Here is an 11,995-nt window from a genome sequence, read left to right on the forward strand (position 1 = left end):
ATTGGTTGATGTACTATCACAAAACGAAATTGATGCTCTGCTTGCTGCGCTTTCATCCGGTGAAATGGATGCGGACGAACTTAAAAAAGAGGAAACTCAGAAGAAGATTCGCTCCTATGACTTCAAACGGGCTGTGCGATTTTCCAAAGATCATATCCGAAGTCTTACGCGGATACATGACAACTTCGCTCGCTATCTTACGACGTACTTTTCGGCTCAATTACGCACCTTCGTGCAGATCAATGTCGTTCAAGTAGAGCAGCTCCCTTATGACGAGTTTATCCGCTCCATTCCCAAAATGACGATATTGAATATTTTTGAAGCGGAACCGCTTGAAGGCCGAATGGTTATGGAAGTACATCCGAATATCGCCTTCGCCATGCTCGACAGGCTGCTCGGCGGTTTTGGAGCGGCACCCACCAAGATTAATGCTTTGACTGAGATTGAAACGACTATTATGGAGAGAATTTTTAGCAAATGCTTTGATAGCCTGCAGGAAGCCTGGAAGACAGTGCTTGATATCAATCCCCGGATGGAGGCTCTGGAGACAAATCCTCAATTCATGCAAATTGTATCGCCGAATGAGACGATAGCGCTCATTTCCTTAAGCACTAAGATAGGCGATACGACCGGAATGATCAACCTGTGTATACCTCACGTCGTCCTGGAGCCGATTATGTCCAGACTGTCCGTTCATCAGTGGTTTGTTTCTGAAAAGAAGGTGCGTGATGAGGTCGAGCTTGAAGCGATCAGGGCACGGGTTCATAGAGCGCAACTGCCGATTGTGGCGGAGCTAGGCGAATCGAGGTTATCCATTGCTGAATTTCTCGGGCTCAGCGTCGGCGACGTCATTTCACTCAACAGGACTGTGGATTCCGGACTGTCAATCAAAGTGGGCGACAAGCTGAAATTTATCGGAAGTCCTGGAATGATTAAAGAACGTGTGGCTGTGCAAATAGACGAGATTGTCAGCGAAGGAGTTGAAGAGTTTGACGAGTAAAGATTATTTATCCCAAGAAGAAATTGATGCTCTTCTCAGACAGTCAGCGGAAGGTTCGCTTGATTCACCGCCGAAGGAAGTAACTGTAACTGATTTCTTAACGCCATTTGAACAGGATGCGCTTGGAGAAATCGGAAACATTACTTTCGGCAGTGCGGCTACTGCGCTCTCCACCCTGCTGGGCAAAAAGGTTGATATTACTACTCCTGAGGTATCCATTATCACCCGTGGAGAATTCGAAGAAGCATTTCCTAAACCACATGTGGCGGTACACGTACAATATGTGGATGGGTTCCAGGGCATCAACTCACTCGTTATCAAGATTAGAGATGCCCAGGTTATTGCTGATCTAATGCTCGGCGGCGAAGGAGAGCCTAAGGACGAAGAGCTGAATGAAATACATATCAGCGCCGTTCAGGAAGCGATGAACCAGATGATGGGTTCCTCGGCTACTTCCATGTCGACCATCTTTAACCGTTTTGTCAATATCTCTCCTCCGGGGATTGATATTCTAAACATGTCGAGCGGCGAAGGAGTGGGCAGTCTTCCAGATGATCAGACATTGATTCAGATTTCATTCCGGCTGAAAATCGGAGATCTGATTGATTCCACGCTCATGCAGTTGCTGCCTGTACAGTTTGCAAAGGATATGGTAGCCATGCTGCTGGGAGATGTTAGCCAAGGTGATCAGGAGACCGCCGCAACTGCGACGGAAGCCCCTCCCGCGGCTGCACCTGCCGCACATACACCTGCGCCTGCTCCGGCAGCACCGCCGGCTCAGCAGACGCCTCCACCTCAGCCTGGAGGAGTTCCGCCGCAGTATCCACAGCAGGGAACGCCGCCTTATCCCGGAATGCCCGAAGGCGGATATTATTATCCCCCTGCAGGAGTGCCGCCTTATGGGATGCCTCCATATGGAATGCCGCCGCAAGGTGCGCCTTACCAGCAGGCTCCGCCTCAGCCGCCAGCTCCAAATCGCAATGTAAATGTACAGCCAGTACAATTTGCTAACCTGAGCGCCGGCGCGTTCGGCAATATTGACGAAAATAATTTGAATTTATTGATGGACATACCACTGAAAGTAACCGTAGAATTAGGAAGGACCCAGAAGCAGATCAAAGATATTCTGGAAATGTCGCAAGGTTCGATTATTGAGCTGGACAAGCTGGCCGGTGAACCTGTCGACATCCTGGTTAACAACAAGCTTATTGCCAAAGGGGAAGTCGTAGTTATCGACGAAAACTTCGGAGTTCGCGTTACGGATATCGTCAGCCAGTGGGACCGAATTCAAAGATTACAATAAAGCATACTTAGGGAGGATTTTGTAAAAATGGCTAACCGAATTCTAATCGTGGACGATGCAGCATTTATGAGAATGATGATCCGTGACATTTTGTCGAAAAACGGATTTGAGGTAGTGGGTGAAGCCCAAGACGGGTCACAGGCTATTGAGAAATTTAAGGAATTGCGTCCTGATTTGATCACGATGGATATCACCATGCCTGAGATGGACGGGATCGCCGCCCTGAAAGAAATCAAAAAAGTGGATGCCAATGCCAAGGTCATCATGTGTTCTGCCATGGGTCAGCAGGCTATGGTAATTGACGCGATCCAAGCGGGTGCCAAGGACTTTATTGTTAAGCCTTTCCAGGCAGACCGTGTTATCGAAGCTATCAACAAAACGCTGGGCGTGTAACAAGAATACATGCCAGCCAGCGTAGAACCGCTAGGAACGGGTAACAATCTGCTGAATTTGTTTAACGTTATTTTTGTCCTTGCGGTAATTATCGTGCTTATAGTGCTGCTCATCCGTTTTCTGGGGCGCCGCAATCAGACCTTGATGAGCGGCCGTTCGATCCGTACGCTTGGTGCTTTGGGCCTTGGGCCGAACAAGTCAATACAGATTATTGAACTCGGAGGCAGCCTCTACCTGATCGGGGTCGGTGAGAATATATCCAAGTTGGATAAAATCACCGATCCGGCTGAGGTAGCGTTGATCATTTCGGCATTTGAAGAACAAACGTCAGGACAAAATAATTTTCTTACTCAATTTATTGCTAAGATCAGAGCCAAGCTTCGCGGAGAGGTACCATCACAGGAAATTGAACTTAATGAAACATCCTCTTTTTACGAGACCCTGCAATCCAAGCTTGCACTTGCCCCAGAGCGCAAGGAGAAGATGGATGAGCTGCTCCGGGAAGATGTGCCTAAGGATGAGTCGAGGGATTTATGAAAAAAAAGCTGATTCTTTCAATTCTGCTGCTCGTTGTATTCAGTATCGCGCTGATACACCCTGTACATGCTGATCCTATCCCCAATATTGATATTCAGGTTGGAGGCAATAACGGTTCGAGCGGTGGTACCAGTTCCATCTCAATTTTGCTGCTAGTAACGGTTCTGAGCGTGGCTCCGGCCTTTCTTGTTCTAATGACCAGCTTCACCCGGATTGTCATCGTTCTGGGTTTTGTCAGAACCTCGCTGGGTACCCAGCAGATGCCTCCCAACCAGGTGCTTGTCGGATTAGCTTTGTTCCTGACTCTTTTCATAATGTCTCCGACGCTTGCGAAGGTGAATGAGACGGCGCTGCAGCCGTATATGAAGGGAACAATTACTCAAACCGAGGCGCTTAACAAAGCGGCGGACCCCATGAAGGAATTTATGTTCAAGCAGACGAACACTAAGGATTTGCTGCTGTTTATGAATTACACCGGCAACAAAGCTTCGGTCAAGCCTGCAACCTACAGCGATATTCCTTTGACGGTGATGGTGCCTGCTTTTGCCATAGGTGAGATGAAAAAAGCCTTTACTATGGGATTTATGATTTTTATTCCTTTTCTGATCATTGATATTGTGGTAGCGAGTACTCTGATGGCCATGGGGATGATGATGCTGCCTCCGGTTATGATTTCATTGCCTTTCAAAATAATGCTCTTTGTACTGGTAGACGGGTGGTACTTAGTCGTTAAATCACTGCTGTTAAGCTTTAACACCTGAGATTCAAGAGGAGGCATAAGGGATGAATACGGAGTTTATAATCGGTCTAGCAGGCCAAGCCGTATATTTAGTGCTCGAAACAAGCGCTCCCATGCTGATTCTTGGTCTGGTGGTAGGTTTGATTATCAGTATTTTCCAAGCTACAACCCAGATTCAAGAGCAGACTTTGGCGTTTGTTCCTAAGATTGTCGCTGTTTTGCTTGCTTTGCTGCTGTTTGGGCCGTGGATCATCACAAAAATGGTAGACTTCACCAGCCAAATTTTGGGCAATCTCAATATGTATATCGGTTAAAGCGATGAATATGGAGACCCTGCTGCAAAGTTTTCCCGTCTTTCTGTTGATTTTTTGTCGAATTTCAGCCTTTTTTGTTGTAATCCCGGTGTTCTCCTCGCAAAGTGTGCCGGCAACGTTCAAAATCGGACTTTCCTTTTTTGTTGCTTTGGTCGTTTTCAGCTACGGAGGGGTAGGGCTTACTGTTCCGCAGGATCTGACTTATATTTTGCTGATTGTCAGAGAAGTGTTAATTGGTCTGCTGCTAGGGTTCATTGGGTATCTGATGTTCATGGCAATTCAAACGGCCGGCTCTTTCATTGATATTCAGATCGGCTTCGGGATTGCGAATGTTATTGATCCCATGACCGGCGCATCGGCACCTATTATCGGCAACTTCAAATATATGATCGCCCTGCTGATGTTTTTGAGTATGAACGGACATCATCATTTACTGGATGCTATCGTATACAGCTACAATTGGATTCCTATTGATAATGCTCTCTTTTTGAAAATGATAGATGGGAGCCTTTCAGAGTTTCTGGTACGCACCTTTGCACAGTCATTTATTCTGGCCTTTCAAATGTCGGCTCCATTAGTTACAGCTTTATTTCTTACAGATGTTGGTCTTGCTTTTCTGGCGAGAACTGCGCCGCAATATAATGTATTCGTCATCGGGGTACCCCTCAAAATTATCGTAGGCCTTGCGCTGCTTCTTTTACTGATGCCGGGTCTGGCCATGCTGTTCCAGAACCTCTTCGACATTATGTTTGAGTCCATGCACAATTTGCTGGGCCTTGTAGGGAAGAGTCCTTAGGTGACTGTAAAGGGAGAGAGCGATGCCGAAGATGAAACATTATAAGCTCAATCTTCAGCATTTCGGGGGAGACAAGACTGAGAAGGCAACGCCCAAGAAACGGCAGGATGCCCGTAAAAAGGGTCAGGTGGCCAAAAGCGCGGAGCTGTCCGGTGCGGTTGTTCTGTTATCGGCCTTAATAACGCTGATCTTGTTCGGCGGTTTTATGAAAGAACGGTTCGTTACACTGTATATGGATGTCTTTCAGAACCGTATGATGATGGAAGTGACTCCCGAGAATGTGACCATAATGTTCAAACATTATGGTTTGCAAATATTGATTCTCCTTGCACCGCTGCTCGGCATCACCTTTGTGCTTGCTCTTGTAGTGAATTTGGCTCAGGTGGGCTTTATGGCAACGGGCGAAGGGATCACTCCCAAGTTCAGCAAGATCAACCCGATCAAAGGCTTCAAAAATATTTTCTCCATGCGTTCGTTTGTTGAGTTCCTGAAATCCATCTTCAAGCTAATTGTGATTGCTTATCTGGTCTACAGCACACTTTGGGGAGAGAAGGACAGCTTCGCTTCTCTGTCTCATGTAAGTGCCGAAGGAGTATACCGGTTTGCCGCAAAAATGACCTTGAATCTGGGCATCAAAATAGGAGCGGCTTTGCTGATTATGGCTGTTCTTGACTACATATATCAAAAGTACGAGCATGAGAAAAGCCTGAAGATGTCGAAGCAGGAAATCAAGGATGAATACAAAAAAATGGAGGGTGACCCCCTCATTAAAGGTAAGATCAGGGAGCGCCAACGCAGAATGGCCATGCAGCGGATGATGCAGGAGGTTCCAAAAGCCGATGTAATCATTACCAACCCGACGCATTTTGCAGTAGCCCTGAAATATGATGGTTCCAAAATGGAGGCTCCGCAGATTATAGCCAAGGGCCAGGATTATGTGGCGCTTCGCATCCGGGAGCTGGCTAAGGAGCATGGTGTTGTGACGATGGAGAACAAGCCGCTGGCACGGGCATTATTCCAAAGGGCGGAAATCGGCGATACAGTTCCTGCTGATCTGTTCCAGGCGGTTGCTGAAGTGCTGGCCTATGTATACAAGCTTAAAGGCAAGAGGAGATAAGCCGGGGGAGGTTAAGGACATTGAAGACTAGAGATCTTACAGTTTTATTGGGTGTTATCGGCATTGTGCTTATGATGATTCTGCCCATCCCGGCTTGGCTTCTGGATGTACTGCTAATTATCAATATTTCAATTGCCCTAACCATCATATTGGTCGCAATGAATACGAAGGACCCGCTTCAGTTCTCGATTTTCCCCTCACTGCTTCTGATCACAACCTTGTTCCGGCTTGCGCTGAACATTTCCACTACTAAACTGATTCTTTCTGATGGTCATGCAGGTGAAGTAGTGGCGACGTTCGGAAGCTGGATTGCGCGAGGACAGATCGCCATCGGGTTCGTCGTGTTCCTGATACTAGTGGTCGTGCAGTTTATCGTTATTACCAAAGGTTCAGAGCGCGTTGCCGAGGTAGGCGCCCGCTTTACACTCGATGCGATGCCCGGCAAGCAGATGAGTATTGATGCCGACCTGAACGCCGGAATGATTAATGAACAGCAGGCCCGGGAACGCCGGCGCAATGTTGAACGTGAAGCGGACTTTTTCGGGGCGATGGATGGTGCGAGTAAGTTTGTTAAGGGAGATGCTATCGCCAGCATCATCATCCTGCTGATCAACCTGATCGGCGGATTTATTATCGGGGTAGCCGTACATGGCAAGCCTTTTCAGGAGGCCTTGTCAACGTATTCAGTACTGACAATCGGGGACGGCCTCGTCAGCCAGATTCCCGCACTGCTGATTTCAACAGCCTCGGGGCTGATCGTTACCCGCGCGGCTTCTGAGGGCAATCTGGCAGAGGATTTGACAGGACAATTATTATCTTACCCTAAGCTTCTTTACATTGTTGCGGTAACCATCGCCTTTCTGGGATTCTTCACTCCAATCACCGTATTGTCTACTCTGCCGCTTGCGGGGTTAATGGCATATGCGGCTTATAGCATGAGTCAAAAAGCAAATCAAAAGCAGATTGCCGAAGAACAGCTAGTAGAAGAGAAGCAAATTGAGGAAGTGCGGAGCCCAGAGAGCGTGATTAATTTGCTGACTGTCGATCCTATTGAATTCGAGTTCGGATATGGTCTTATTCCTCTCGCTGATACAGGGCAAGGCGGGGATTTGCTTGACCGGATTATTATGATCCGGCGGCAATGTGCACTGGAAATGGGACTCGTTGTTCCGGTTATCCGAATTCGCGACAATATTCAACTAAAACCGAATGAATATGTCATCAAAATTAAAGGAAATAACGTAGGCGGCGGTGAATTATTACTTAATCATTATCTTGCCATGAGTCCCGGGTATGATGATGACTCCATTAACGGGATTGAGACGGTGGAACCATCCTTTGGTTTGCCGGCGCTCTGGATTGACGAATCGGTAAAAGAGCGGGCGGAGCTATCCGGCTACACTGTAGTTGATCCTCCTTCTGTTGTGGCTACCCATTTGACAGAGCTCATCAAACGTTATGGTCATGAATTGCTTGGCCGTCAGGAAACGAAACAACTGGTTGATAATCTCCGGGAGAATTATCCTGTACTGGTGGACGAGCTTATTCCTTCAGTACTGGCCATTGGAGATGTCCAAAAGGTGCTCGGCAAGCTGCTGCGTGAGAAGATTTCGATTCGCGATCTGGTGACAATTTTCGAAACACTGGCGGATTACGGCACCTATACCAAAGACCCTGATATACTGACCGAATATGTCCGCCAGGCACTCTCCAGACAGATTACCCAGCAATTCTCCCAGGCCGGAGAGACGCTCCGGGTTATCACAGTAGGACCTAATCTGGAAAAGAAAATCTCCGAAAGCGTGCAGCAGACGGAGCAGGGCAGCTATCTGGCGCTTGATCCTGTATCTACACAGACGGTCTATCAGCGGCTTACCGAGCAGATTAATCGTCTTCTTCAATCAGGTCAACAGCCGATTGTGCTGACATCGCCGACGATCCGGATGTATTTGCGCCAGGTAATAGAGCGGACAATGCAAGATATTCCGGTATTGTCCTACAGCGAACTGGAGCCTAATATTGAAATCCAAAGCGTTGGGGTGGTGAACTTATGAGAGTAAAGCGTTACGTGGTCGATACGATGCCTGACGCCATGCAGTCCATCCGCAGCGAGCTGGGAAGCGATGCCGTTATCTTAAGCACAAAGGAGATTAAGGTCGGCGGGTTTATGGGAATGTTCCAAAAGAAAAAAATTGAGGTTGTCGCCGCAGTCGAAAGTACCAAAAAAACGGGCGGGCTGGATAAGCCGCCGGCAGCCCCTCAGAGCATTCCCCGCAGTGCGGTCCCGCAAGCCTATCAAAAAGCCGTCGCTACTTCGGCACCGGCGGCTTCAGGTGCAAATGAGACTGTGAGGGCCGCTCCTGCAAATGAGGCAGCGGCTAAACGGGCTTTTGCCGAGATTGCTGCCGCCTTGTCTGAAGCCTCTGAGCCAAGCGGGGCGGTTGCTGTTCTGCCAATGCCTCATGAGGAAGAGCTTTCAGCAGAATATGCGGAAGACAAGAGGGATGTACCGTTTCCTTCGTCTTCCAAGGCAAGCCCGCTAAACGAGCCGATCCTTATAGAAGCTGCGGGCAAAGAACTCGCCTCAGCTAACGCTTCGAAGGCGGATAGTGATGTACTCCGGGAAATTCGTGATATGAAGCACTGGATGGAACGGATTGCCCGCTACTCTGCAGGGACTGTGGAGCTTCCGGAGCGGCTGGAGCAACTGAGAGACCGCCTCATTGAGCAGGAGACGGATACCGTTCTGATGGATGAGTGGATCAGCAATGTGTTTGAACGCTGGAACGACGAGGGCCGCACTTGGACTGAGGAGAAATTCAGTGAAACACTTGAAGCTCAGGTGGATGGATTTTTATCTGGACGCATTGTAAATGGCATTGCGCCGGATACGCGGATTGTGTATATTGCCGGCCCGACAGGAGTTGGCAAGACGACAACCATTGCCAAGCTGGCTGCTGAGCAACTGTTCAAGCAAGGCCGCAAGGTGGGCCTCATTACATCGGATACGTACCGCATCTCCGCTGTGGAGCAATTACGCACGTATGCCGCCATTCTGAATATGCCTTTGGAGGTGGTTCAGTCACCCGGCGATTTGCAGAGAGCCCTGTTCCGGCTTGAGAGCTGCGATCTGGTGTTAATGGATACAGCAGGCCGAAATTACCGCAATGAAATGCTGGTTGCTGAACTTCAGAGCCTGCTGGCTAAGGAGCTTAAGAGTGAAACTATTCTGGTGCTTAGCCTGACCTCCAAAAGCCGTGATATGAAAATGATTGCTGAGCATTTCGGCCGTTATCAGCTTGATAAGGTGATTTTTACGAAGCTGGATGAGACGGGAAGCTATGGACCCCTTTTTAATGTCCTGAATGATTTCCCGCTTAAGCTTTCATATATAACCAACGGCCAGAATGTTCCCGACGATTTGCTCACAGCTACTAAGGAGCAGTTGCGCGGAATGCTTTTGGGAACAGGGGGCATGTGATGGATCAGGCGCAATCCTTAAGGCAGCTTGTATCCAGCCAGGATCTGGGACGCGTACTCGGGGGCGGGAAATCCGCCCGGATTATTACCGTTTGCAGCGGAAAGGGTGGTGTCGGCAAGTCGAATTTCACACTGAATTTTGCACTCGCACTCAAAGCGATGGGCAAAAAAGTGCTTTTGTTCGATGCCGATATTGGAATGGCCAATATAGACGTGCTTATGGGTGTGTCGGCAAAATACAATCTTTATCATTTGTTAAAGAGAGAAGCGGAAATCGGGCAGATCATTCAAAACGGTCCGAACGGACTTCCTTTTATCGCAGGCGGTTCAGGAATGGATGAGTTATTTTCGCTTTCGGAGGCGGATTTAAGTTACTTTACAGACCAGATTGCAGGGATTGCTGACACGATGGATTTTATCCTGTTTGATACAGGGGCGGGACTTTCCAAAGAAACGCTGAAGTTCATTACTTCTGCGGATGACTGCCTTGTGGTGACAACTCCTGAGCCTACCGCAATAACGGATGCTTATGCATTGATGAAGGTAGTGAATAATTCTCATCCCGAGATTCCATTCAAGCTGATTGTCAATCAGGCGGGAGACGAGAGAGAGGCAAGAGGCACCAGCGATAAAATCCGGATGGCGGCAAGCCGTTTTTTGAATCTGGATATTCCTTTTCTCGGATTTATTAGCAGCGACACTCATGTAGTACAAGCAGTAAAAAAGCAAATTCCATTCTCGGTGGCTTTTCCGAACAGTGCGGCAGCCAAAGATGTGCAACGCCTAGCGTTTAGCTATCTGGCCGCTGATTCGGCGGACATCACTAAAGTACAAGGCATCAAGGGATTCATCAATAAGTGGTTGAAGCGAAAACAATAATTGTTCTGAATTTGAGGAACAGAGGTGGAAATGATATGAAGCCATATCAAGTGTTGGTCGTTGATGATTCCGCATTTATGCGTAAAATCATTTCTGATTTAATTGAAAGTGACGCTAATTTTCAGGTGACGGCAACGGCATCAAACGGCCGGGAGGCTATTGAGAAGGTAAACGCGCTTTCCCCGGATCTGGTAACCATGGATGTGGAGATGCCGGAAATGAACGGCCTGGAGGCGCTCAAGATAATTATGGCCCAGCGCCCATTGCCGGTCATTATGTTATCTGGCATCAATGAAGAAGGTATGAAGGAAACGATTCTGGCATTGGAGTGGGGGGCTTTTGATTTTATCCGCAAGCCGTCCATCTCGAACTCGCAGGATATTATAGCCGTAGGGGAATCGCTCAGAGAGCAAATGAAAGAAGCTATGCTGGCCCGCCAGCAGCGTGAAGCCAGAGCTTCCTCCCTTAAGCCGGAGAGTCCTGCCGCTGAGGGAAGAGTACCGGTTGAACCTGTTCGCGAGCCTGCCAGACGGACCCTGGAGCCTCCAAAGAAAACACAGGAGCTTCCGCGTAAAGCAGCAGTTGAACAGACGAAGCTAAAACCGGAGACGAGGCTCACTCCAGAGAAAGATACAAAGGGGAAAACTCCAGGCAGAAGTGCTCCAGATAAGACTATCGCTAAAGACTTATCCAAGGCGTCGCCTGCTGTCCCGCCGCCGACTTCTGAGAAGCTTAGAAGTCGGACCCGAGCTGAAGCTAGACCGGCATTTCCTGAAGCTCGTTATGTGCCTGAAACGGCATCCGGTGCATTTATTGAGCCTCCTGCAGTTGCGTCTGACCGTAAGCCTGCGAGTAAGGGGCTGCGCAAACTGGTCGCCGTTGGCTGCTCAACAGGCGGCCCGCGTGCCCTGAAGGCTTTCCTGGAAGCCATTCCGGCCGATTTCCCGGCTCCAATTGTCATTGTGCAGCACATGCCGCCCAATTTCACCAAATCGCTGGCTCAGCGTCTGAATACCTTCAGTCCGCTTGATGTAGCGGAAGCGGAGCAGGGAATGATCCTGCGGCAAGGGGCAGCCTATATCGCTCCGGGGGGATATCATCTCAAGGTTGTTCCGTCAGCCGGCGGCCAGTATGCCATCGAGCTTACGAAGGAGGACGCCCGCAATGGACATCGTCCATCTGTGGACACGCTGTTCGAGTCGATTTTGCCGCTTACTTCATTGGAGCGCCACGCAGTGATTATGACGGGGATGGGCAGTGACGGTGCCAAAATGATGAAAGCACTCTATGATTCGGGTGTTACATCTACCTTTGCCGAAAGTGAAGAAACCTGTGTAGTTTACGGGATGCCGCGATCTGCGGTGGAATTGCAGTGCGTTAGACATGTCCTGCCGTTGCAAGAAATTGCTCCAAGGCTGGTGCAAGCCGTAAAATAAT

The 11,995-nt window shown here is 48.8% G+C and carries 12 protein-coding genes; all 12 read left to right on the plus strand.

The genetic code is table 11. The annotated features are described in order from the left end of the window. Nucleotide 1: 1 nt before the first annotated feature. The 12 genes from fliM to B212_RS0109615 are packed head-to-tail and all read left to right on the plus strand — an operon-like array spanning nucleotide 2 to nucleotide 11,994. Complete coding sequence (gene fliM / locus B212_RS0109560; RefSeq protein WP_019910414.1) at nucleotides 2-1,000, plus strand: flagellar motor switch protein FliM; 999 nt, start codon at nucleotides 2-4, stop codon at nucleotides 998-1,000. Beyond that, on the plus strand, nucleotides 990-2,303 hold the full coding sequence (fliY, locus tag B212_RS0109565; RefSeq protein ID WP_019910415.1) for a flagellar motor switch phosphatase FliY: 1,314 nt from the start codon (nucleotides 990-992) through the stop codon (nucleotides 2,301-2,303). Before fliM ends, fliY begins: the two co-directional genes overlap by 11 nt. Before the next feature lie 27 nt (nucleotides 2,304-2,330). Then, nucleotides 2,331-2,696 carry a response regulator gene (locus B212_RS0109570; protein WP_019910416.1) on the plus strand — a complete coding sequence of 122 codons (366 nt, stop codon included), beginning with the start codon at nucleotides 2,331-2,333 and terminating at the stop codon, nucleotides 2,694-2,696. 9 nt (nucleotides 2,697-2,705) lie between these two features. Beyond that, a complete protein-coding gene (locus B212_RS0109575; protein ID WP_019910417.1) occupies nucleotides 2,706-3,233 on the plus strand; it encodes a flagellar biosynthetic protein FliO in 528 nt (175 codons plus the stop codon). Next, a complete protein-coding gene (gene fliP / locus B212_RS0109580) occupies nucleotides 3,230-3,994 on the plus strand; it encodes a flagellar type III secretion system pore protein FliP (protein WP_019910418.1) in 765 nt (254 codons plus the stop codon). The genes B212_RS0109575 and fliP overlap by 4 nt, the downstream gene beginning before the upstream one ends. A gap of 22 nt (nucleotides 3,995-4,016) precedes the next feature. Then, complete coding sequence (gene fliQ, locus B212_RS0109585; RefSeq protein WP_019910420.1) at nucleotides 4,017-4,286, plus strand: flagellar biosynthesis protein FliQ; 270 nt, start codon at nucleotides 4,017-4,019, stop codon at nucleotides 4,284-4,286. Nucleotides 4,287-4,296: 10 nt separating this feature from the next. Further along, entirely contained in the window at nucleotides 4,297-5,082 is a 786-nt protein-coding gene (gene fliR, locus B212_RS0109590; protein ID WP_019910421.1) for a flagellar biosynthetic protein FliR, read from the plus strand. 22 nt (nucleotides 5,083-5,104) lie between these two features. Further along, nucleotides 5,105-6,199, plus strand: a complete 1,095-nt coding sequence (flhB, locus tag B212_RS0109595) for a flagellar biosynthesis protein FlhB (protein ID WP_019910422.1) — start codon at nucleotides 5,105-5,107, stop codon at nucleotides 6,197-6,199. A 20-nt stretch (nucleotides 6,200-6,219) separates the two neighbouring features. Beyond that, nucleotides 6,220-8,253 carry a flagellar biosynthesis protein FlhA gene (gene flhA / locus B212_RS0109600; RefSeq protein ID WP_019910423.1) on the plus strand — a complete coding sequence of 678 codons (2,034 nt, stop codon included), beginning with the start codon at nucleotides 6,220-6,222 and terminating at the stop codon, nucleotides 8,251-8,253. Then, nucleotides 8,250-9,680, plus strand: coding sequence for a flagellar biosynthesis protein FlhF (gene flhF, locus B212_RS0109605; protein ID WP_019910424.1), 1,431 nt, complete (start codon nucleotides 8,250-8,252; stop codon nucleotides 9,678-9,680). The genes flhA and flhF overlap by 4 nt, the downstream gene beginning before the upstream one ends. After that, nucleotides 9,677-10,558 (plus strand): MinD/ParA family protein, encoded by an 882-nt coding sequence (locus tag B212_RS0109610; RefSeq protein ID WP_028530716.1) that lies wholly within the window; start codon nucleotides 9,677-9,679, stop codon nucleotides 10,556-10,558. The genes flhF and B212_RS0109610 overlap by 4 nt, the downstream gene beginning before the upstream one ends. Nucleotides 10,559-10,593: 35 nt before the next feature. Beyond that, the gene (locus B212_RS0109615; protein ID WP_019910427.1) at nucleotides 10,594-11,994 is read left to right on the plus strand and encodes a protein-glutamate methylesterase/protein-glutamine glutaminase; all 1,401 of its coding nucleotides are present in this window, start codon (nucleotides 10,594-10,596) and stop codon (nucleotides 11,992-11,994) included. Nucleotide 11,995: the final 1 nt, after the last annotated feature.

Origin of the sequence: Paenibacillus sp. HW567, from assembly GCF_000374185.1 — a bacterium.
Taxonomy (GTDB): domain Bacteria; phylum Bacillota; class Bacilli; order Paenibacillales; family Paenibacillaceae; genus Paenibacillus_AQ.

Bases quoted from the DNA above. Each gene is read 5' to 3' on its own strand.
- B212_RS0109570 (WP_019910416.1), top strand. From the start codon at position 2,331: ATGGCTAACCGAATTCTAATCGTGGACGATGCAGCATTTATGAGAATG.
- B212_RS0109575 (WP_019910417.1), top strand. From the start codon at position 2,706: ATGCCAGCCAGCGTAGAACCGCTAGGAACGGGTAACAATCTGCTGAAT.
- fliP (WP_019910418.1), top strand. From the start codon at position 3,230: ATGAAAAAAAAGCTGATTCTTTCAATTCTGCTGCTCGTTGTATTCAGT.
- fliQ (WP_019910420.1), top strand. From the start codon at position 4,017: ATGAATACGGAGTTTATAATCGGTCTAGCAGGCCAAGCCGTATATTTA.
- fliR (WP_019910421.1), top strand. From the start codon at position 4,297: ATGGAGACCCTGCTGCAAAGTTTTCCCGTCTTTCTGTTGATTTTTTGT.
- flhB (WP_019910422.1), top strand. From the start codon at position 5,105: ATGCCGAAGATGAAACATTATAAGCTCAATCTTCAGCATTTCGGGGGA.
- flhF (WP_019910424.1), top strand. From the start codon at position 8,250: ATGAGAGTAAAGCGTTACGTGGTCGATACGATGCCTGACGCCATGCAG.
- B212_RS0109615 (WP_019910427.1), top strand. From the start codon at position 10,594: ATGAAGCCATATCAAGTGTTGGTCGTTGATGATTCCGCATTTATGCGT.